This window comes from Streptomyces sp. NPDC006326, assembly GCF_040612915.1.
Taxonomy (GTDB): Bacteria; Actinomycetota; Actinomycetes; order Streptomycetales; family Streptomycetaceae; genus Streptomyces.
The window spans coordinates 1-19,593 of record NZ_JBEXRC010000060.1 but is presented as its reverse complement, the minus strand read 5'-3'; the positions used below and the strand labels follow the sequence as shown (position 1 = coordinate 19,593).

Genomic DNA, 19,593 nt, shown 5'->3' with positions numbered 1-19,593 from the left:
GGCATGACCAGCAAGAAGTACGCGGCCCTGCTGCGCGGGATCAACGTCGGCGGGAGCAAGAAGGTCCCGATGGCCGACCTGCGCCAGGTCCTCGAAGGACTCGGCCACGGCGACGTCCAGACGTACCTGCAGAGCGGCAACGCCGTCTTCAGCAGCACGCAGCAGGACCCGGTCGCCCTGGCCCGCGCGCTGGAGGGGGCCATCGAGAGCCGCTTCGGCTTCCCGGTGGCCTGCCTCGTCGCCGACGGCGCCCGCCTGCGCGCGGTCGCCGACGACTGCCCCTTCCCCGCCGCCGAACTGGAGGGCAGGCAGCTGCACGTCACCTTCCTCTCCGAGCAGCCGGACCCCTCCCGGTTCTCGGCGATCGACGCGCCCTCGTACCTTCCGGAGGAGTTCCGGATCGGCGACCGGGTCCTCTACCTGTACGCACCGAACGGACTGGGCCGCTCCAAACTGGCCGAGGCGCTCTACCGGCCGGCCGTCCTCAAGGGCATCGACGCGACGACCCGCAACTGGAACACGGTCGCCAAGCTCGTCGCACTGACAAACGACACGCCCTGACTCCAGTCGACGGCCCGGAAGACCGCCCGGGGGAAGCAGGCCGGCCCCCGCTCGTCGGGGTCGGCGTCCCCTTCACCACCGAAGTGCAGACCCGCCGGGAACTCGCTCGGCGGCCTGCGGCGGCGCCACGGGGCCGGCGCGCCGAGCAGCCCCGGCCGGCAGCCGCGCCGGGCCCCGCCGGTGACACGGCCGGAGGATGTGCCAGGCTGCTGCGTATGCGTTACATCATCATCGGCGCCGGAGCGGTCGGCGCGACCATCGGGGGGCGGCTCGCGGAGGCGGGGCACGAGGTCGTCCTCGCCGCCCGGGGCGCGCACGCGCAGGCCCTGCGGGCGGACGGGCTGCGGCTCACCACGGCGGACGGCGCCCGGGTGCACCGGTTGCCCGTGGTGGCGGGGCCCGCGGAACTCGGCGAACTCCGTCCCGACGACGCTCTGTTGCTGACCGTGAAGACCCAGGACGCGATCCCCGCACTCGACGCGTGGGGCGACGCCGAGGTCGCCGGCGGCGGCACGGCGGCGCAGCGGCTGCCGGTGCTGTGCCTCCAGAACGGCGTGGAGACCGAACGGCTGGCCCTGCGCCGGTTCGCGCGCACCTACGGGGTCTGCGTATGGCTGCCCGCGACCTTCCTGGAGCCGGGAGTGGTCTCGGCGCTGTGCGCCCCGCGGACCGGCATCCTGCACCTGGGCCGGGCGGCCGGCGGCACCGACCGGCTGCTCGCGCAGATCTCGGCGGACCTGGAGAGGTCGGGCTTCGCGGCACCGGTGGTCGAGGACGTGATGCGGTGGAAGTACGCGAAACTGCTGGGCAACCTGGGCAATGCGATCCAGGCGACGACGGGCCCGGAGCCGTCCCCCGCCAAGGGGGCGCTGCTGCTGCGCGCGATCCGCGAGGGCAAGGCGGCGTTCGCGGCGGCGGGCATCGCGTACGCCTCGGACGCGGAGCAGGCGGCGGCGCGGGACGGCAAGGCAGAGCAGCCGCCGGGGGTGGTGCGGGGCGGGTCGTCCTGGCAGAGCCTGGCGCGTGGCACGGGCTCCATCGAGGCGGACTACCTCAACGGTGAGATCTCCCTGCTCGGGAGGCTGCACGGGGTCCGGACCCCGGTCAACGACACCCTCCGCCACGCGGCGAACATCTTCGCCCGGGAGTCCCTCCCGCCCGGAGCGATGTCCATCGAGGACCTGACGGCTCTCGCGGACGAGGCCGAAGCCCGTCCGTAGGCCGTGTCGCTGCGCGGGGGCAGGCCCCGCGCAGCGGTCACGCCGTCAGGGTCCGCAGGCGGGCCGGGGCGCAGGCGGCCGCGTCGTAGCGGTGCAGCAGCAGGCGGGCGAGTTCCGGGGCCGCGCCCAGGACCCCGGCGACGAGGTCCGCCCCCGCGGCTTCGGCGCCCGCCGTGATCCGGTCCGGCAGGCGACCGGGCGCGATGACGTACGGGGCCACCACGACCCGGCGTACGCCCTCGGCGCGCAGCGCCCGTACGGCGTCCTCGGTACGGGGAAGTGCAGCGGAGGCGAACGCAGGCCGCACGGCGCACCAACCGGTGTGCCGCCACTCCCGCGCGATTTCAGCGATCACTGCGATCGCCTCCGGGTCGGAGGATCCGGCGGACGCGAGCACCACACCGGTGCCCGCCCGGTCCGCCGGGTCGAGCCCCGCCTCCCGCAGGCGGCGTTCGAGCGCCTGCGTCAGCAGCGGGGAGGGGCCGAGGACCTCGGCGAGCCGGACCGAGAGGCCCGGCAGCCGCGTCGTGGCCTGCGAGAGCACCGCCGGGATGTCCGCCTTGGCGTGGAAGGCCCGGGTCAGCAGCAGCGGCAGGGCCACCACGTCGCGGACGCCTTCGGCGTACAGGGCGGACAGCACCTGGTCCACCCGCGGGGCGTTGAAGTCCAGGAACGCCGTCTCCACCCGCAGCCCCGGCCGCAGCGCCCGTGCCCGCCGGGTCAGGGCGTGCACGGTCGCCGCGTGCCGCGGATCGCGGCTGCCGTGGGCTATGACCAGGAGGACGGGGGCGTGGGACACGGCAATCAGCTCTTGACCAGCAGGCCGCGGCTGCGCAGCACCCACCGCTCGACCGGGCTGAAGATCAGCAGGTCGATGGCGATGCCGACGACCAGGATCAGGATGATGGCGAGGAACACCCCGGGCAGGTCGATGTTGTTGCGGCCGTTCTCCAGGAGCTGGCCGAGGCCGAGACCGAGGTCGGGGGAGCTGGCGATGATCTCGGCGGCCATCAGCGAGCGCCAGGAGAAGGCCCAGCCCTGCTTGAGGCCGGCCAGGTAGCCGGGCAGCGCGGCCGGCATGACCACGTGCCGGGCACCGCGCAGTCCGGTCGCGCCGAGGGTGCGGCCCGCGCGCAGGAACAGCGGCGGGATCTGGTCGATGCCGGAGACGAGGCCGTTGGCGATGGACGGGACCGCGCCGAGCAGGATCACCGTGTACATCATGGCGTCGTTGAGGCCGAACCAGAGCACGGCCGGCGGAACCCAGGCCACCGACGGCAGGGACTGCAGGCCCTGGAGGATCGGGCCGATCGCGGCGCGCACGAACTTCACCCGGGCGACGAGCAGGCCGAGCGGCGTGCCGATGGCCAGGGCCAGCAGGAAGCCGAGCAGACCGCGCGACACGCTGGTCCAGATGACCTCCAGCAGCGTGCCCTTGAGCCACATCTGGGACAGGCTGTCCCACACCGCGGACAGGGTGGGGAGCTTGGTCTCGTCGGTGACCTTCGCCGCGACGAGGATCTGCCACACCAGCAGCACGAGGCCGACGGCCAGCAGCGGGGGCAGGACCTTCTTGGTGAGCACCTCGCGGACCGGGGTGCGGTGGGTCTGGACCGCGTCGAGGGCGTCCAGGCCGGCCTCCAGGCCGGCGAGGTCGTCCGCCTTCGGCTTCGTTTCAGTGCTGGCCATGGCGGCGGATCTCCCCACGCAGGTGTTCAGTGATCTCAAGGGACAGCTCCGCGACGTCCGCGTCCTCGATGCGGCGCGGCTGCGGGATGTCCACGGTCCACTCCCTGGCGACCCGGCCGGGCCGGGAGGAGAGCAGGACCACGCGCTCGGCGAGCCGCACGGCCTCGCGCACGTTGTGCGTGACGAAGAGGACGGAGAGCCCCGTCTCGGCCCAGATGCGGGTGAGTTCGCCGTGCAGCACGTCACGGGTGATGGCGTCGAGGGCCGCGAACGGCTCGTCCATCAGCAGCAGCCGGCTGTCCTGGGCCAGCGCCCGGGCCAGGGCCACGCGCTGGCGCATGCCGCCCGACAGCTCGTGCACGCGCTTGCCGTACGCGCCGCCGAGGCGGACGAGCTCCAGCAGCCGCTCGGCCTCCGGCCTGCGGTCGGCCTTGGCCACCCCGCGCAGGCGCAGGGCGAGTTCGATGTTCTTGCCCGCGGTCAGCCACGGGAAGAGGGCGTGCTCCTGGAACATGAGCGCCGGACGGCCGCCGGGGGTCTCGATGGACCCCGCGGACGGCTTGTCCAGGCCCGCGACCAGGTTGAGGAGCGTGGACTTGCCACACCCCGAGGCCCCCAGGATGGTGACGAACTCTCCCGGGGCGACATCGAGGCTGATGTCGTCCAGGACGAGCTGCGATCCGGCCGGACCGGAGAAGGACTTCGAGACGTGCTCGATACGGGCAGCGTGCGTCTGCTCCGCTACGGCCGCGCCGTCGGCAGCCTTGGCGAGCGTGGTGGCCATGGTCGTCACCTCCTGGGGGTTGTACGTGCGGACTTACTTGGCGCCGAGGCCGGCGTCGGAGACCTCGGGCTTGCCGGCCCCCTTGAGCACCTTGTTCAGGAGCCTCAGGTCGTAGATGCCGTTCAGGTCGGGCTGCTCGATGAGCCCCGCCTTGACCGCCCAGTCGGACTCGGTCTTCAACGTGGACGCCAGCGGGTCGTCGGTGACGAGGATGCTCGACCACGCCGGGTCGATGACCTTCGCGTCGAGCGGCTTGCCGCCCTCCGCCGCCAGCTTGGCGTTCGCGGAGGCCTTCGCCTTCTCCGGGTTGGCGTTGATCCACTCGTTGGTCTTCACCGTGCCCGCCAGGACCGCCTCGACGACGTCCGGGTGCTCCTTGAGGAACTTCTGCGACACGATGACGTTCGTGATCACGAACTTCTTGTCGGGCCACAGGGAGGTCTCGTCGAGGAGGACGCTGCCGCCGTCGGCGACGAGCTTGGAGGCCGTGGGCTCCGGCACCCAGGCACCGTCGATCGAGCCCTGCTTGAAGGCGTCCGGGGTGACCTTGTTGTCCGTACGGACGACGGAGACGTCACCCTTGCCGGACTCGGGGTCGACCGACCAGCCCTTCTGGGAGATCCAGTTGAGGAACGCCACGTCCTGGGTGTTCCCCTTCTGCGGGGTGGCGATCCTCTTGCCCTTGACGTCGTCGAGGGTCTTGATCTTCTCCGGGTTCACCACCAGCTTGACGCCGCCGGAGGCCGAGCCGGAGATGATCCGCAGGTTGGAGCCCTTGGACTTCACATAGCCGTTGATCGACGGCGAGGGGCCGATGAACCCGATGTCGAGAGAGCCGCCGTTGAGGGCCTCGATCTCGGACGGGCCGGCGTTGAAGGACTGCGGCTTGATCGCGGTACCGCCGAGCTCCTTGGCGATCAGGCCTTCCTGGAGGCCGACCAGGGCAGTGGCGTGCGTGAGGTTCGGGAAGTACCCGATGCGGACCTCGGAGGCGGAGAGCTTCTCGGCGCCGGCGGGGACGGCGGACGCCTTCGTGTCGTCCTTCGCGGCCTGGGAGCCGTAGCCGCAGGAGGCGAGCGCACCGATCAGGAGCGGGAGGGCGGCAGCGGCAACAGCGCCGCGGCGCAGGGTCTTACGGGTGTTTCCGGTGGCAGGCACGGGAGGGCTTCCTCTCGTGACGTGGTCTCATGACGCACGTCTTCGTCTGTGGAGCAAGGGCGGGTACGGCTCGTGGGGGGTGCGGGCGCGCGAGCGGTGCGCGTACGTCATCACGCACATCGCGCCACCCCTCCCTGGCCGCTGCCGAGACGGCCGCTGCCCACGCGACCGCCCTCCTTGGCGAAAGAGGCGTAGATGTCGGACCCCATGATCAGAAGTCCCACCCTTCTTCCTCGTCCTGGACGGTTGCCTCGGCCTGGGAGGCGAAGGACTCGCCCGCCATGCCGGCCGCCAGGGTGGTGCCGTCGGCCGGGTCGATCAGCAGGAACGACCCGGTGCGGCGCGAGTCGGCGTACGCGTCGAGCGCGAGCGGCTCGGCGGTGCGCACGACGACCCGGCCGATGTCGTTGGCCACCAGCTGCCCGGGGTTCGGGTGCTGGGACAGGTCGTCCAGGGTCAGCCGCGAGGGGATCTCCTTGACGATCGCCTTGACCGTGCGCGTGGTGTGCTTGAGCAGCACCCGCGCGCCGACGGCCAGCGGCTGGTCCGCGACGTGGCAGACCGTCGCGACGACGTCCTGCGTGGTGGCGGGGGCGCTCGCGGTGGGCGCGATCAGGTCGCCCCGCGAGATGTCGATGTCGTCCGCCAGCCGCAGCGTCACCGACTGCGGCGCCCAGGCGATGTCCACGCTCTGCCCGAGCGCGTCGATGCCCTCGACGACCGAGGTACGGCCCGACGGCAGGACGGTGACCGGCTCGCCGACCCGCAGCACACCGGAGGCGATCTGGCCCGCGTAGCCCCGGTAGTCCGGGTGCTCCGCGCTCTGCGGACGGATCACGTACTGCACCGGGAAGCGCGCCGGGCAGGCCGTCAGGTCGTGGCTGACCGGGACGGTCTCCAGGTGCTCCAGCACCGTCGGGCCGCCGTACCAGTCCATGTGCGCGGAGGGCTCCACCACGTTGTCACCGGCCAGCGCGGAGATCGGTATCGCCGTGATCTCCGGGACGCCCAGGTCCGAGGCGTACGCGGTGAACTCCTCGGCGATCTTCGCGAAGACCGCCTCCTCGTACCCCACCAGGTCCATCTTGTTCACGGCGAGGACCACGTGCGGCACCCGCAGCAGTGCGGCGACCGCCGCGTGCCGGCGGGTCTGCTCGATGACGCCGTTGCGGGCGTCGACGAGCACCACGGCCAGGTCGGCGGTGGAGGCGCCGGTCACCATGTTCCGGGTGTACTGCACGTGCCCCGGGGTGTCCGCGAGGATGAACCTGCGGCGCGCGGTGGCGAAGTAGCGGTACGCCACGTCGATGGTGATGCCCTGCTCCCGCTCGGCCCGCAGGCCGTCGGTCAGCAGCGCGAGGTCGGGGGCGTCCTGCCCGCGCTGCGCGGAGACGGCCTCGACGGCCTCCAGCTGGTCGGTCAGGACGGACTTGGAGTCGTGCAGCAGACGCCCGACCAGGGTGGACTTGCCGTCGTCGACGGAGCCGGCGGTCGCGAAGCGCAGCAGCGTGGTCGCCGCGACATCAGCGAAGCCGGCGAACTGCTCGGTGGTGGAGGTCATGGCTAGAAGTACCCTTCGCGCTTTCGGTCTTCCATCGCGGCCTCGGACATCTTGTCGTCGGCTCGGGTCGCCCCGCGCTCGGTGAGCCGGGAGGCTGCGATCTCGGTGATCACGGCGTCGAGCGTGGTGGCGTCGGAGTCGACGGCACCGGTGCAGGACATGTCACCGACGGTGCGGTAGCGGATGAGACGGGTCTCGGTGGTCTCGCCCTCCTTCGGGCCGCCCCACTCGCCGGCCGTCAGCCACATGCCGTTCCGCTTGAACACCTCGCGCTCGTGGGCGAAGTAGATCTCCGGGAGCTCGATGCCCTCGCGGGCGATGTACTGCCACACGTCCAGCTCGGTCCAGTTGGACAGCGGGAACACGCGCACGTGCTCACCCGGCGCGTGGCGGCCGTTGTAGAGCTGCCACAGCTCGGGGCGCTGGCGGCGCGGGTCCCACTGGGAGAACTCGTCGCGCAGGGAGAACACCCGCTCCTTGGCGCGGGCCTTCTCCTCGTCCCGGCGGCCGCCGCCGAAGACGGCGTCGAACTTCAGCTGCTGGATCGCCTCCGTCAGGGGGACGGTCTGCAGCGGGTTGCGGGTGCCGTCGGGGCGCTCGCGCAGCTTCCCGGCGTCGATGTACTCCTGCACGGACGCGACGTGCAGGCGCAGCCCGTGCCGGGCCACCGTGCGGTCGCGGTACTCCAAGACCTCGGGGAAGTTGTGCCCGGTGTCCACGTGCAGCAGCGTGAACGGCACCGGGGCCGGCGCGAACGCCTTCAGCGCCAGGTGCAGCATGACGATGGAGTCCTTGCCGCCGGAGAAGAGGATCACCGGCTTCTCGAACTCGCCCGCCACCTCGCGGAAGATGTGCACGGCCTCGGATTCGAGGGCGTCCAGGTGCGTCAGCGCGTACGGCGCGTCCGCATCCGGCTCGGTGTGCAGGTGCGCGGCGGTGGTCATGCCAGACCCCTCTCGGTGAGCAGCGCGTACAGGGCCGAGGCCGACTCCTGCACGCTCTGGGTGTGCGACTCGATACGGAGGTCCGGGGACTCCGGGGCCTCGTACGGGTCGTCGACCCCGGTCAGACCGGAGATCTCGCCCGCGGCCTGCTTGGCGTACAGGCCCTTCACGTCCCGCTCCGAGCAGACCTCGACCGGGGTGGCCACGTGGACCTCCAGGTAGGTGCTGCCCTCGGCGGAGTGCCGCTTGCGGACGGCCTCACGGCTGTCCGCGAACGGCGCGATCACCGGCACGAGCGCCTTGACGCCGTTGCTCGCGAGGAGTTCGGCGACGAAGCCGATCCGCTGCACGTTGGTGTGGCGGTCCTCCCGGGAGAAGCCCAGACCGGCGGAAAGGAACTCGCGGATCTCGTCTCCGTCGAGGACCTCCACGCGGTGGCCCTCGGCCCGCAGCCGCTCGGCCAGCGCGTAGGCGATGGTGGTCTTGCCCGCGCTCGGCAGCCCGGTCAGCCACACGGTGGCGCCCTGGTCGCTCACGCTCATCGTTTTCGTCTCCGTCGGTTCGTTCACTGCTTCGGGATCGGTCATCAGCCGTGCAGTCCGCACTCGGTCTTCGCCCGGCCGGCCCAGCGGCCGGCCCGCGCGTCCTCGCCTTCCGCCACGCGGCGGGTGCAGGGGGCGCAGCCGACGGAGGCGTAACCGTCCATCAGCAGCGGGTTGGTGAGCACGCCGTGCTCCGCGACGTACGCGTCCACGTCGTCCTGCGTCCAGCGGGCGATCGGCGAGATCTTGACCTTCTGCCGCTTCGCGTCCCAGCCGACCACCGGGGTGTTCGCCCGGGTCGGGGACTCGTCGCGGCGCAGGCCCGTCGCCCACGCCTCGTACGCGGTCAGGCCCTCTTCCAGCGGCTTGACCTTGCGCAGCGCGCAGCACAGGTCCGGGTCGCGGTCGTGCAGCCGGGGACCGTACTCGGCGTCCTGCTCGGCGACCGTCTGGCGCGGGGTGAGCGTGATGACGTTGACGTCCATCACGGCCTCGACCGCGTCCCGGGTGCCGATGGTCTCCTCGAAGTGGTAGCCCGTGTCGAGGAAGACCACGTCCACGCCGGGGAAGGCGCGGGACGCCAGGTGCGCGACCACCGCGTCCTCCATGGAGGAGGTCACGGCGAACCTGCTGCCGAAGGTCTCGGCGGCCCAGGTCAGGATCTCCAGCGCGGAGGCGTCCTCCAGGTCCCGGCCCGCCTGCTCGGCCAGTGCCTTGAGTTCGTCCGCGCGCGTCTCGTGAGCGGTGGTCATGCCTCTTCCCCTCCAGTGGTGTCGCTGCGAAGTCCGCGGGCCAGCAGCCCGAGGTACTTCAGCTGGAAGGCTCGGTTGCAGGCCCTGCATTCCCAGGCGCCGTGGCCCTGTTCATGGGGGAACAGGTCCTCGTCGCCGCAGTACGGGCAGTGGAACGGTGCGGCGCGCTCGCTCACGAGAGGTCCTCGTCCTTGGCCCGGGAGACCCAGGCGGCGAAGCGCTCGCCGTCCTCGCGCTGCTCCTGGAAGCGCGTGACGACCCGCTCGACGTAGTCCGGCAGACCCGCCGAGGTGACCTTGAGGCCGCGGACCTTGCGGCCGAAGCCGGCCTCCAGGCCGAGCGCGCCGCCCAGGTGCACCTGGTAGCCCTCGACCTGCTCGCCGTTCTCGTCCATGACCAGCTGGCCCTTGAGGCCGATGTCCGCCACCTGGATCCGGGCGCACGCGTTGGGGCAGCCGTTGATGTTGATGGTGAGGGGCTCGGCGAAGTCCGGCAGGCGCCGCTCCAGCTCGTCGATCAGCGAGGCGCCGCGCGCCTTGGTCTCGACGATGGCGAGCTTGCAGAACTCGATGCCGGTGCAGGCCATGGTGCCGCGGCGGAACGGGGACGGCTTGACCCGCAGGTCCAGCGCCTCCAGCGCCTCGACGACCGAGTCGACCCGGGCCTCCTCGATGTCGAGCACGATCATCTTCTGCTCGGCGGTGGTGCGCAGGCGGCCGGAGCCGTGCGTCTCGGCCACCTCCGCGATCTTGGTCAGGGTGGCGCCGTCGACGCGGCCGACGCGGGGGGCGAAGCCGACGTAGAAGCGGCCGTCCTGCTGCCGGTGGACGCCCACGTGGTCGCGCCACTGGCCGCTCGGCTGCGCGGGCGCCGGCCCGTCGGTCAGCTTCCGCTTCAGGTACTCGTCCTCCAGGACCTGGCGGAACTTCTCGGCGCCCCAGTCGGCGACGAGGAACTTCAGCCGGGCGCGGGTGCGCAGGCGGCGGTAGCCGTAGTCACGGAAGATCGAGATGACGCCCTCGTACACGTCCGGGACCTCGTCGAGGGAGACCCAGGTGCCGAGGCGGACGCCGAGCTTGGGGTTGGTCGAGAGGCCGCCGCCGACCCAGACGTCGAAGCCGGGGCCGTGCTCGGGGTGCTCCACGCCGACGAAGGCGACGTCGTTGATCTCGTGGGCCACGTCGAGCAGCGGCGAGCCGGAGACCGCGGACTTGAACTTGCGGGGCAGATTGGAGAAGGCCGGGTTGCCGACGATGCGGCGCTGGATCTCCTCGATGGCGGGGGTGCCGTCGATGATCTCGTCTTGGGCGATGCCGGCGACGGGCGAGCCGAGGATGACGCGGGGCGTGTCACCGCAGGCCTCGGTGGTCGAGAGGCCGACGGCCTCCAGGCGGCGCCAGATCTCCGGGACGTCCTCGATGCGGATCCAGTGGTACTGCACGTTCTGGCGGTCGGTGAGGTCGGCCGTGCCGCGGGCGAACTCCTCGGAGATCTCGCCGATCACGCGGAGCTGCTCGGTGGTCAGCCGGCCGCCGTCGATGCGGACGCGCAGCATGAAGTACTCGTCGTCCAGCTCCTCGGGCTCCAGGATCGCGGTCTTGCCGCCGTCGATCCCGGGCTTGCGCTGGGTGTAGAGGCCCCACCAGCGCATGCGGCCGCGCAGGTCGTTGGGGTCGATCGAGTCGAAGCCGGTCTTCGAGTAGATCGTCTCAATGCGTGTCCGCACATTGAGACCGTCGTCGTCCTTCTTGAACTGCTCGTTGCCGTTGAGAGGGGTGTGGTGTCCAACGGCCCACTGGCCCTCACCGCGGTGACGGCCGGTCTTGCGGCGCGCGGCGGCGGGCGTTGCGGGGGTGGAGGCCATGGCGGTACGTCCTTCTTCGGCGGCTCAAGGCAAGGGCAGGGGAGAGTGGCGGCGTGACCCCTGTGGCACTGGTGCCGCTGAGCAGGTGTGGCTGATTGCCGCCGTTTACCGGTTGTGCCGGCGGTCAGGGCGGTCTTCGGCCGTCAGGGGGCTGGCTGGTTCCGGCGCGCGCCGCGACGACGCTGTGCGGGCGCTGGTGCCGGTGCTGTGCGGCGTGGCTGGTTCCGTCAGCGCGCCGAACAGATGGCGCTGGACATGCGGCCGAGATCGACGTGCCGCCGACTCACCAAGGCAATTCCAGCTCCATTCATGGCGGAAGCGTGTCATGTGCCGATTGGAGGAGTCCACTACTGTCCATGATGCGGACGATGTCGTCCCGCATCGTGGGACGACGTGATGGCGGTCACCTTGTGGGACGCCGGATGGCCGGACCCGTGCGGCTCTGCGAAGACCGGCCTTTCGCGCCGGCACCGCTGCCCCGGCTGTCCCCATTCTGCCCCGGGCCGGCCCGGCGTGGCGCGGCGCGAGCCCGGGGCTCGGCGCAGGGGGCGGGCTCGGCGCGGTGGCCGGTGCGGGGGAGCGGCCCCGGGCCGAGTCGCACCGCGCAGGAGCGGGGGTCCGGGGCGCGGCGCCCACGGGTGCGCACGGCGGACTGACTGGACAGGGGAGGGCCCGTACTGCAGCGGTGCGCCCCGGCACGCCGCCGGCCCGGGACACCACGGCCCCCGCGTACACCCCCGAGGGCTACGCGCCGGGCCAGGGTCCCGGGGTGGGGGTGTCCTCCTTCTCCTCCGTCTCCGTGCGGAAGAGCTTGAAGCCGCGGCGGAGGTAGTTGTCCATCGCCGTCGGGCCGTCCTGGCTGCACGTGTGGAGCCAGACCCGCCGGGTGGGCTCCCGCTGCGGCCACCGGTCCGCGAGGGACCAGGCGGCGGCCACCCCCTGGGACAGCAGGTGCCCGCCGATGCGCCGGCCCCGGAAGTCCGGCAGCAGGCCGAAGTACATGATCTCCACCACACCGTCCGGCTGCGGATCCAGTTCCACGTACCCGGCCGGCGTCCCGCGGTCGTACGCCACCCACGTCTCCACCCCGGGCCGCGCCAGGTACTCCACCCACTGCGAGCGGGTCAGCGACAGCCGGTCCGTCCAGTGGATGTCGCCGCCCACCGAGGCGTACAGGAAGCGGCTGAACTCCGGCGAGGGGACCTCCGCCCTGCGGACGGCGATCTCAGGACCCGGGACGGCCGCCGGAACCAGATCGTCCGGGGAGGTCATTTCCAGGGACCACGTGGTCAGGGTGATGCTGCTCATGCAGGTCAGGGAATCATGCCCGGCCCCGGCCGGCCCAGGCGGGCCCTGACCACCGCCGGCGCCGTGGAGTGCGGCAACAGCGCCGAGGGGTCCTCCGGGCGGATCAGCTCGACCTCCACGTCGTCCGCGAAGCGGTACGGGCGGTGGGTCAGCACCCCCGCCAGGCTCCGGCGTACCCGGGACAGCTCCGCGCGGACCGTCACCGTACGGGTCGGGTCCCCGAACAGCTCCTGCGACAGCTCCGCCGCGGAGCGCCCCCGCGGGCTCTCCGCCAGCAGGAACAGCAGCTCCGCGTGGCGCGGGCTCAGCTCCTGCGACCAGCTCCCGGCCGCCCCGTACACCGTCGCCGACCAGGCGCGGGGGCGGCTCAGGTCCAGGACCACCCGGCTCGCCGCCGCCCCCGCGGTGCGGCCCTCCCCGACGCGCAGCAGCCAGCCGCCCGGCAGCGGCTCCACCACGCAGTCCCCGAGCTGCGGCACCCACACCGGTCCCGGCCCGAAGCCCTTCGGCAGCGCGATCCGGTCCGCCGGGGCCAGGCCGGTCACCGCCGCCGTCCAGCCGTGGGCGTCGACGGCGAGGGCCCGGCCGGGGAGCCGGGCCAGCAGGGGCGCCGCCACGGCGCGCAGGCGCTCCAGCGACTCCAGGTGCCGCACCCGGAGCTCCCGCTCCGCGAGCCGGGCCACCGAGGTCACCCAGGCCAGGGTCGCCGGGTGCATGGTGGCCAGCGGCCCGCTGACGTCCACCACGCCCAGCACCCGGCCGTCCCGCGGATCCCGTACCGGCGCCCCCGCGCAGGTCCAGTCGTGGTGGCTGGAGACGAAGTGCTCGGCCGAGAACACCTGCACCGGCCGGCGGGCCACCAGCGCGGTCCCCACCCCGTTGGTGCCGACCACCGCCTCGTCCCAGTCGGCGCCCACCCCGAAGCCGAGCCGGTCCGCCTTGCGCAGGATCGAGGCGGCGCCCTCCCGCCACAGCAGCCGCCCGTCCGCGTCGGCGACGACCATGATGTGCAGGGCCGTGTCCAGCGTCGGCAGCAGCCCCTCGCGCAGGACCGGGAGGACCTCCCGCAGCGGCGAGACCTGCCGCCGCTCCTCGGTCTCGGCGACCGACAGCATCCGCGAGCGCGCGTCCCGGTCCGGGTGCACCCCGACGGCCAGCATCCGCCGCCAGGACTCGGCGATCTCCGGACGCGGAGCCGCCGGCAGCCGGTCCCCGGCCAGCACGGCCGCGCGCACCCCCTTGAGCAGACGCGCCGCCTCCCGCGCGTCCATGGCCGAGATGCGCGCCACATCGACCGTGCTGCCTGCCGTGTCGGCCAACGGAACCTCCCCGTGTGGAACAGGACGTACGAGACTCAGAGGGTTGCAACGGTATGCAACTCTCGCCAACTCCCGGTCGCCCGACCGAAACTGTCCGGACGTCGCCCAGCGGCGTGACAGCTCCTCCTCGGGGCTCTCGGATCAGGGGTGGTGCCGAGTCGGCGCGGCGCCACTCCTGTTCCCGGTCAACGGGCCGGATCCCGGCTCGGAGCGGTTTGGGGACCCTCCCTCACCCGCGATCCGCGCCCGTTCCACGACCGCGGCGAGATCCAGGCTGTGCGGCAGCGTGCCGAAGGCCGCGCCCCCGTCCCCACCGAGCCGCGAGGCGCAGAACGCGTCCGCCACCGCGGGCGGAGCCCACCGCACCAGCAGCGACCCCTGCAACACCAGGGCCATGCGCTCCACGACGCGTCGGGCCCGCGCCTCGATGCCCTCCAGGTCGGCGAGCTCCGTCAGCAGGCCCTTGATGGCCGAATCCAGCCGGTGGTCGGCGCCGCGGGCCTGCCCGACCTCCTGGAGGAAGGCGTTCAGCGCCTGCGGCTCTCTCTGGAGGGCGCGCAGCACGTCCAGGGCCTGGACGTTGCCGGAGCCCTCCCAGATGGAGTTCAGCGGGGACTCGCGCAGCAGCCGCGGCAGTCCGGACTCCTCCACGTAGCCGTTGCCGCCCAGGCACTCCAGCGCCTCGGCCACCATCGGGGTGCAGCGCTTGGTCACCCAGTACTTCGCGGTGGGCACCGCGATGCGCAGGAAGGCCCGCTCCTGCGGGGAGTCCGAGTCCTGGACGGCGTCGTACGCCGCGGCGAGCCGCAGGGCCAAGGTGGTGGCCGCCTCCGACTCCAGGGCGAGATCGGCCAGCACGTTGCGCATCAGCGGCTGCTCGATGAGCCGTGCTCCGAAAGCAGAGCGGTGCTCCGCATGGTGCACCGCCTGCGTGAGGGCCTGCCGCATCTGCGCCGCCGAGCCGACGACGCAGTCCAGCCGGGTCGCCGCGACCATCTCGATGATGGTCCGCACCCCCCGCCCCTCCTCGCCGACCCGCCGCGCCCACGTCCCGTCGAACTCCACCTCCGCCGACGCGTTCGACCGGTTGCCCAGCTTGTCCTTCAGCCGCTGCAGCGCGAACACGTTGCGCGTGCCGTCCGGCAGCACCCGCGGCACCAGGAAGCACGTCAGCCCGCCCCTCCCCGCGGAGGCCGCCTGCGCCAGCACCAGGAAGCCGTCCGACATCGGGGCCGAGCAGAACCACTTGTGCCCGGTCAGCAGGTACTCGCCCGGCGCGTCCAGCGCCGCGGCCGCCGTCGTGTTCGCCCGTACGTCGCTGCCCCCCTGCTTCTCCGTCATCGCCATGCCGAACAGCACCCCGGCCTTCTGTCCGGCCGGCCGCAGCCCCTCCTCGTACACGTGCGAGGTCAGCCGCGGCTCCCACTCGGCGGCCAGCTCCGGATCCGCCCGCAGCGCGGGCACCGCCGCATGGGTCATCGACACCGGGCAGCCGTGCCCCGCCTCCGCCTGCGACCACACGAAGAACCCCGCCGCGCGGCGCAGATGCCCCGCCGGCCGCCCCCAGGCATCGGTGAGCCCGGTGCCGACCGCCCGCCCGAGCAGCCGGTGCCAGGCAGGATGGAACTCCACCTCGTCGATCCGGTTTCCGTACCGGTCGTGCGTGCGCAGCACCGGCGGGTTCTCGTTCGCCTGCCGGCCCCACTCCTGGGCCTGCGCGGAGCCCGCCGCCCGGCCGAGCCCGCCGAGCTCCTCCCGTACCGCGTCGCGCAGTTCGGCGTCCGCCCCGGCGAGATGCCGCTCCACGCCCTCGGTGAGGACCCGGTCGCTTCCGTAGACGTCGTAGCCCACCAGGGGCGGAGCCTGGTTCGTGACGGTGTGGGTGGTGGCTGCCATGCGGATACCGTAAGGACGTGCAGGCAGCAAAAGAAACACCCGAGTGGATCCCAGGACGGCTCCACCGGGCCCGTGCTCTCTACCGCAACGTGTCCAAGCGCAAGATGGCGTGGCTGCTGCTGAAGGACACCGTCAATTCGTGCATCGAGTACCGGATCCTCGGGCTGGCGGCCGAGGCGGCTTTCTTCACGCTGCTGTCGCTGCCCCCGCTGTTCCTGGGCCTGCTGGGCGTACTCGGGTACGTGGACGGCTGGACGGGCGGCACCTTCGTCGCGAGCATCGAGGAGAACATCCTGCGGGCGGTCGGCACCGTGCTGTCCGACCGGGGCGTCAACGAGATCGCGAAACCGATGCTGGACGACGTCACCAGCCGCGGCCGCCCCGACCTGATCTCGCTCGGCTTCGCCTTCGCCCTGTGGTCGGGCTCGCGGGCCGTCAACGTCTTCATCGACACCATCACCGTGATGTACGGCCTCGACGGACAGCGCGGCATCGTCAAGACCCGGCTGCTGGCCTTCCTGCTGTACGTGATCGCCCTGGTGATCGGCGCGGTCGTGCTGCCGCTGATGGTGGCCGGACCGGATGCCGTGGTGCGGTGGCTGCCGTGGAGCACCGAGGTGATCGCGGTGCTCTACTGGCCGACGGTCACCCTGCTGTCCATCGCCTTCCTGACCACCCTCTACCACGTGTCCGTGCCGGTGCGCTCGCCGTGGATCGAGGACGTTCCCGGCGCGCTGGTGGCACTGGCCATGTGGGTGCTGGGCTCGTTCCTGCTGCGGATCTACCTCACCAACACCGTCGAGGGCCCGACGATCTACGGCTCGCTGGCCGCGCCCGTCGCCGTGCTGCTGTGGATCGGCATCTCGGCCTTCGCGGTCCTGGTCGGCGCAGCCGTCAACGCCGCCATCGACCGGGTCTGGCCCTCCCTGGCGACGGCGGCCGCCCGTGAGGCCAACGAGCGGGCCCGGGAGGCGGAGGCAGCCCAGCTCGTCGCACGGGCCGCCGCCTGGCGCGCCCTGGCCGAGGGCGAGTCGGAGGACGACGAGGACGGCGACACCGGGATGCCGTCGGAGTTCCCGGAGCGGTGGTCGAAATTCCTCCCCCCGGAGGACTACTCCTCCCGCCTGCGCAAGCACTGACGGGGCCGGGGGGCCGGACCGGGCGAGCCGGTGCGGGCACCCCCTAGCCTGGGAGCGTGTACGAGGAGTGGCGGTCCCCGGCGGTCCCCGGCGCCGTGCTCTGGCGGGCCGCCGGACCGGGCCGCGTCGTCCTGCCCGACGGCTGCATGGACCTGCTGTGGGCCGACGGGAGGCTGCTGGTGGCCGGGCCCGACACCGGACCGCACCCCGCCGGAGAGGTGGCGGGCGCCGCCTTCGCCGGGCTGCGCCTCGCCCCCGGCACCGCGCCCGCCCTGCTCGGCGTACCGGCGTACGAGCTGCGCGACCGGCGCGTGGAACTGGCCGACCTGTGGCCCGGGCCGCAGGTACGCCGCCTCACGGAGCGCATCGGTGCCCGCCCCGACCCCTGCGCGGGCCTGGAGTGGCTGGCCCGCGGCCGCGCGGCCGCGGCCGGGCCGCCCGACCCCCTCACCGAACGGGTGGCGGCCGGGCTCCGGGCCGGGGAGCCGGTGGCCGCCGTCGCGGAGGCGGTCGGCCTCGGGCCGCGCCAGCTGCACCGGCGTTCGCTCGACGCGTTCGGGTACGGGCCCCGCACCCTCGCGCGGATACTGCGGCTCCAGCACGCGCTGGCCCTGGCCCGGCGCGGGCTGCCCCTGGCCGAGGTGGCCCACCGGGCCGGCTACGCGGACCAGCCGCACCTGGCCCGCGAGGTACGGGCGCTGGCGGGGACGACCCCGAAGGCCTACGTGGCCGGCGCCGCGGGGGCGAACAGGGACACTCCGCAGCCGTCGGGGTCCAGGACGACGGCGTAGCGCTGGCCCCAGAAGGCGTCCCAGGGCTTCAGGTGGCCCGCGTACCCGGCCTCCGTCAGCTCCGCGTACAGGGCGTCCACTTCGCCGGGGGAGTCGCACAGGAACGCCAGGTCGCGCCGGCTGTCCCCGGAGGGACGGGACCAGGAGGGGTCGAAGGAGCGGACGACCTCCTCCGTGTCGAAGCCGATCCGGATCCCGCCGGGGAGGACGGCCTCCACGTGCGGTTCGCCGTCCGCCCCGGCGGGGATGTCCAGCCCCAGGCGGCGGTAGAAGGCGAGCGAGGCGGCCATGTCGGAGACGACCAGGCCGATCATGTCGAGTCGGGGAGTCATACGGCCAGGCTAGGAGCGCCCCTGCCCGCCGTCTTGAACGAATCGGTCACGGGGCACCGGAAAAAGAATTGGCGCCGGGCCGCGGCTGCTTGTTACGGTGATCCCGTTCCCGCCGGTCGGTGCGGGACGTCGGCAAGTGGCATGACCCGGAGGTGAGTTCATTGATGACTGTCGTTGCGCAGGGCGCTGCCCGCATCCAGAAGACCATCAATGTCACTTCTGTGGCCACCGGCTGATCCCACACCTCTTCGCGCACCGCTGGGCGCGCGCTGCCGGGGCCACCCTGTGAAGGGTTCCCCTTGTCTCTCTCTTCTGCTTCCTCGTTCTCTTCGCTCCCGCACGCCCTCGGCCCCCTCGGCTGGGACGGGGCGTGGGAGGCCGAGTTCGCCCCGTACGCCGAACAGGGCCTGCTCCCCGGCCGCGTGGTACGGGTGGACCGGGGCCAGTGCGACGTCATGACCGCGGAGGGCATCGTCCGCGCCGACACCGCCTTCGTCACCCCGCACGACCCGCTCCGCGTCATCTGCACCGGTGACTGGGCCGCGGTCGAGGCTGCCGGAAACCCGCGCTACGTGAAGGCGTACCTGCCGCGCCGGACCGCCTTCGTCCGGTCCACTTCCTCACAGCGCTCCGAGGGCCAGATCCTCGCCGCCAACGTCGACCACGCCGTCATCGCGGTCTCCCTCGCCGTGGAACTCGACCTGGGGCGCATCGAGCGCTTCCTGGCCCTGGCGTGGGAGTCGGGCGCACAGCCGCTGGTCGTCCTGACCAAGGCCGACCTGGTGCCGGACCCGGTGACGCTGTCCCACCTCGTCCAGGACGTGGAGACCACGGCGCCGGGCGTCCAGGTGCTCACCGTCTCCTCCCTCACCGGAGAGGGCACGGACGTCCTGGCCGCCGTCGTCGCGGGCGGTACGAGCGTGCTGCTCGGCATCTCCGGCGCCGGGAAGTCCACCCTCGCCAACGCACTGCTCGGGGCGGAGGTGATGGAGGTCCAGGACACCCGCGAGGTGGACGGCAAGGGCCGCCACACCACCACGACCCGCAACCTGCTGGCGCTGCCGGGCGGGGGTGTGCTCATCGACACCCCGGGACTGCGCGGGGTCGGCCTGTGGGACGCCGAGGGCGGCGTCGGGCAGGTCTTCTCGGAGATCGAGGAGTACGCGGACCGCTGCCGGTTCCACGACTGCGCCCACCAGTCGGAGCCGGGGTGCGCCGTGCTGGACGCGGTCGCGTCCGGGGCCCTGCCGGAGCGCCGGCTGGAGAGCTACCGCAAGCTCCTGCGGGAGAACCAGCGGATCGTGGCCAAGACGGACGCCCGGCTGCGGGCCGACATCCGCCGGGACTGGCGGATGAAGTCGGCGGAGGGCCGGGCCAATTACGCGGCCAAGCACAACGGCCGCTTCTGACCGGCGGCCCCCGCGCCTGCGGGGGCAGGGCCTGCGGCCCGCGCCCCCGCAGGCGGCCCCGCGGCCGCGGCCCGGCAGCCGCCCGACTCCCTGCGGCCACCCCTCTCCGGGGGCCGTCAGTCCTCCAGGTGCCCCCAGGTGAACACCTGCTCCGGGTGGATCCGGATCACCTCCGGGCTGAAGTGCGGGCCCAGGACGTGCGGCCCCACCTCCAGCGTGGCGCGTCCGCGGATCTCGATGTGACATGGTGCGCGCGGGACTGTAATCAGGTCCCGGTAGGATCGGAGACGAACACTGTTGGTTACGCGAAGGAGACAGGCGGAT

The 19,593-nt window shown here is 72.6% G+C and carries 20 protein-coding genes; 5 read left to right on the top strand and 15 right to left on the bottom strand.

All coding sequences use genetic code 11. The annotated features are described in order from the left end of the window. The first annotated feature begins 3 nt into the window (after nucleotides 1-3). Together ABZ128_RS31880 and ABZ128_RS31875 are read left to right on the top strand one after the other, a co-directional pair. The gene (locus ABZ128_RS31880; protein WP_356852927.1) at nucleotides 4-561 is read left to right on the top strand and encodes a DUF1697 domain-containing protein; all 558 of its coding nucleotides are present in this window, start codon (nucleotides 4-6) and stop codon (nucleotides 559-561) included. 215 nt (nucleotides 562-776) lie between these two features. Then, nucleotides 777-1,781 (top strand): 2-dehydropantoate 2-reductase N-terminal domain-containing protein, encoded by a 1,005-nt coding sequence (locus ABZ128_RS31875; protein ID WP_356852925.1) that lies wholly within the window; start codon nucleotides 777-779, stop codon nucleotides 1,779-1,781. A 37-nt stretch (nucleotides 1,782-1,818) separates the two neighbouring features. Here ABZ128_RS31875 and ABZ128_RS31870 read toward each other — a convergent pair whose 3' ends face one another. From ABZ128_RS31870 to ABZ128_RS31805, 14 genes are all read right to left on the bottom strand, one after another. After that, entirely contained in the window at nucleotides 1,819-2,580 is a 762-nt protein-coding gene (locus ABZ128_RS31870) for a sirohydrochlorin chelatase (protein ID WP_356852923.1), read from the bottom strand. A gap of 5 nt (nucleotides 2,581-2,585) precedes the next feature. Next, on the bottom strand, nucleotides 2,586-3,470 hold the full coding sequence (locus ABZ128_RS31865; protein ID WP_356852921.1) for an ABC transporter permease: 885 nt from the start codon (nucleotides 3,468-3,470) through the stop codon (nucleotides 2,586-2,588). Further along, nucleotides 3,457-4,254 carry an ABC transporter ATP-binding protein gene (locus ABZ128_RS31860; protein ID WP_356852919.1) on the bottom strand — a complete coding sequence of 266 codons (798 nt, stop codon included), beginning with the start codon at nucleotides 4,252-4,254 and terminating at the stop codon, nucleotides 3,457-3,459. Before ABZ128_RS31860 ends, ABZ128_RS31865 begins: the two co-directional genes overlap by 14 nt. Before the next feature lie 33 nt (nucleotides 4,255-4,287). Then, nucleotides 4,288-5,412, bottom strand: a complete 1,125-nt coding sequence (locus tag ABZ128_RS31855; RefSeq protein WP_356852917.1) for an aliphatic sulfonate ABC transporter substrate-binding protein — start codon at nucleotides 5,410-5,412, stop codon at nucleotides 4,288-4,290. Between the two features lie 211 nt (nucleotides 5,413-5,623). Beyond that, the gene (locus ABZ128_RS31850; protein WP_356852916.1) at nucleotides 5,624-6,973 is read right to left on the bottom strand and encodes a GTP-binding protein; all 1,350 of its coding nucleotides are present in this window, start codon (nucleotides 6,971-6,973) and stop codon (nucleotides 5,624-5,626) included. A 2-nt stretch (nucleotides 6,974-6,975) separates the two neighbouring features. Continuing rightward, nucleotides 6,976-7,917 carry a sulfate adenylyltransferase subunit CysD gene (gene cysD / locus ABZ128_RS31845; RefSeq protein WP_356852914.1) on the bottom strand — a complete coding sequence of 314 codons (942 nt, stop codon included), beginning with the start codon at nucleotides 7,915-7,917 and terminating at the stop codon, nucleotides 6,976-6,978. After that, complete coding sequence (gene cysC, locus ABZ128_RS31840) at nucleotides 7,914-8,459, bottom strand: adenylyl-sulfate kinase (protein ID WP_356852913.1); 546 nt, start codon at nucleotides 8,457-8,459, stop codon at nucleotides 7,914-7,916. Before cysC ends, cysD begins: the two co-directional genes overlap by 4 nt. Nucleotides 8,460-8,503: 44 nt before the next feature. Further along, entirely contained in the window at nucleotides 8,504-9,211 is a 708-nt protein-coding gene (locus ABZ128_RS31835) for a phosphoadenylyl-sulfate reductase (RefSeq protein ID WP_356852912.1), read from the bottom strand. Then, nucleotides 9,208-9,387 (bottom strand): hypothetical protein, encoded by a 180-nt coding sequence (locus ABZ128_RS31830; RefSeq protein ID WP_356852910.1) that lies wholly within the window; start codon nucleotides 9,385-9,387, stop codon nucleotides 9,208-9,210. The genes ABZ128_RS31835 and ABZ128_RS31830 overlap by 4 nt, the downstream gene beginning before the upstream one ends. Continuing rightward, nucleotides 9,384-11,075, bottom strand: coding sequence for a nitrite/sulfite reductase (locus tag ABZ128_RS31825; RefSeq protein WP_356852908.1), 1,692 nt, complete (start codon nucleotides 11,073-11,075; stop codon nucleotides 9,384-9,386). Before ABZ128_RS31825 ends, ABZ128_RS31830 begins: the two co-directional genes overlap by 4 nt. 227 nt (nucleotides 11,076-11,302) lie before the next feature. After that, a complete protein-coding gene (locus ABZ128_RS31820) occupies nucleotides 11,303-11,386 on the bottom strand; it encodes a putative leader peptide (RefSeq protein WP_351782709.1) in 84 nt (27 codons plus the stop codon). A 433-nt stretch (nucleotides 11,387-11,819) separates the two neighbouring features. Next, entirely contained in the window at nucleotides 11,820-12,383 is a 564-nt protein-coding gene (locus tag ABZ128_RS31815; RefSeq protein WP_356852907.1) for a GNAT family N-acetyltransferase, read from the bottom strand. 5 nt (nucleotides 12,384-12,388) lie between these two features. After that, on the bottom strand, nucleotides 12,389-13,654 hold the full coding sequence (locus tag ABZ128_RS31810; protein ID WP_356852953.1) for a GAF domain-containing protein: 1,266 nt from the start codon (nucleotides 13,652-13,654) through the stop codon (nucleotides 12,389-12,391). Between the two features lie 189 nt (nucleotides 13,655-13,843). Next, nucleotides 13,844-15,598 carry an acyl-CoA dehydrogenase family protein gene (locus tag ABZ128_RS31805; RefSeq protein WP_356852905.1) on the bottom strand — a complete coding sequence of 585 codons (1,755 nt, stop codon included), beginning with the start codon at nucleotides 15,596-15,598 and terminating at the stop codon, nucleotides 13,844-13,846. 17 nt (nucleotides 15,599-15,615) lie between these two features. On the opposite strand from ABZ128_RS31805, the gene ABZ128_RS31800 reads away from it, so the two are divergent. Then, nucleotides 15,616-16,737 (top strand): YihY/virulence factor BrkB family protein, encoded by a 1,122-nt coding sequence (locus tag ABZ128_RS31800; RefSeq protein WP_356852903.1) that lies wholly within the window; start codon nucleotides 15,616-15,618, stop codon nucleotides 16,735-16,737. A 56-nt stretch (nucleotides 16,738-16,793) separates the two neighbouring features. Then, on the top strand, nucleotides 16,794-17,528 hold the full coding sequence (locus ABZ128_RS31795) for a helix-turn-helix transcriptional regulator (protein WP_356852901.1): 735 nt from the start codon (nucleotides 16,794-16,796) through the stop codon (nucleotides 17,526-17,528). On the opposite strand, the gene ABZ128_RS31790 is transcribed toward ABZ128_RS31795, so the two are convergent. Then, nucleotides 17,459-17,860 carry a VOC family protein gene (locus ABZ128_RS31790; RefSeq protein WP_356852899.1) on the bottom strand — a complete coding sequence of 134 codons (402 nt, stop codon included), beginning with the start codon at nucleotides 17,858-17,860 and terminating at the stop codon, nucleotides 17,459-17,461. The two genes, ABZ128_RS31795 and ABZ128_RS31790, sit on opposite strands and share 70 nt — an antisense overlap. Nucleotides 17,861-18,159: 299 nt before the next feature. Between ABZ128_RS31790 and rsgA the strand changes: the two genes are divergently transcribed. After that, nucleotides 18,160-19,269 (top strand): ribosome small subunit-dependent GTPase A, encoded by a 1,110-nt coding sequence (gene rsgA / locus ABZ128_RS31785; protein WP_356852897.1) that lies wholly within the window; start codon nucleotides 18,160-18,162, stop codon nucleotides 19,267-19,269. The last annotated feature ends 324 nt before the right edge of the window (nucleotides 19,270-19,593 follow it).

What these genes read in the sequence shown, in the direction of transcription:
- cysC (WP_356852913.1), bottom strand. Translation starts at nt 8,459, where the DNA reads ATGAGCGTGAGCGACCAGGGCGCCACCGTGTGGCTGACCGGGCTGCCG.
- ABZ128_RS31805 (WP_356852905.1), bottom strand. Translation starts at nt 15,598, where the DNA reads ATGGCAGCCACCACCCACACCGTCACGAACCAGGCTCCGCCCCTGGTG.
- cysD (WP_356852914.1), bottom strand. Translation starts at nt 7,917, where the DNA reads ATGACCACCGCCGCGCACCTGCACACCGAGCCGGATGCGGACGCGCCG.
- ABZ128_RS31835 (WP_356852912.1), bottom strand. Translation starts at nt 9,211, where the DNA reads ATGACCACCGCTCACGAGACGCGCGCGGACGAACTCAAGGCACTGGCC.
- ABZ128_RS31860 (WP_356852919.1), bottom strand. Translation starts at nt 4,254, where the DNA reads ATGGCCACCACGCTCGCCAAGGCTGCCGACGGCGCGGCCGTAGCGGAG.
- ABZ128_RS31865 (WP_356852921.1), bottom strand. Translation starts at nt 3,470, where the DNA reads ATGGCCAGCACTGAAACGAAGCCGAAGGCGGACGACCTCGCCGGCCTG.
- ABZ128_RS31875 (WP_356852925.1), top strand. Translation starts at nt 777, where the DNA reads ATGCGTTACATCATCATCGGCGCCGGAGCGGTCGGCGCGACCATCGGG.
- ABZ128_RS31825 (WP_356852908.1), bottom strand. Translation starts at nt 11,075, where the DNA reads ATGGCCTCCACCCCCGCAACGCCCGCCGCCGCGCGCCGCAAGACCGGC.
- ABZ128_RS31815 (WP_356852907.1), bottom strand. Translation starts at nt 12,383, where the DNA reads ATGAGCAGCATCACCCTGACCACGTGGTCCCTGGAAATGACCTCCCCG.
- ABZ128_RS31810 (WP_356852953.1), bottom strand. Translation starts at nt 13,654, where the DNA reads ATGGACGCGCGGGAGGCGGCGCGTCTGCTCAAGGGGGTGCGCGCGGCC.
- ABZ128_RS31790 (WP_356852899.1), bottom strand. Translation starts at nt 17,860, where the DNA reads ATGACTCCCCGACTCGACATGATCGGCCTGGTCGTCTCCGACATGGCC.
- ABZ128_RS31880 (WP_356852927.1), top strand. Translation starts at nt 4, where the DNA reads ATGACCAGCAAGAAGTACGCGGCCCTGCTGCGCGGGATCAACGTCGGC.
- ABZ128_RS31820 (WP_351782709.1), bottom strand. Translation starts at nt 11,386, where the DNA reads ATGAATGGAGCTGGAATTGCCTTGGTGAGTCGGCGGCACGTCGATCTC.
- ABZ128_RS31850 (WP_356852916.1), bottom strand. Translation starts at nt 6,973, where the DNA reads ATGACCTCCACCACCGAGCAGTTCGCCGGCTTCGCTGATGTCGCGGCG.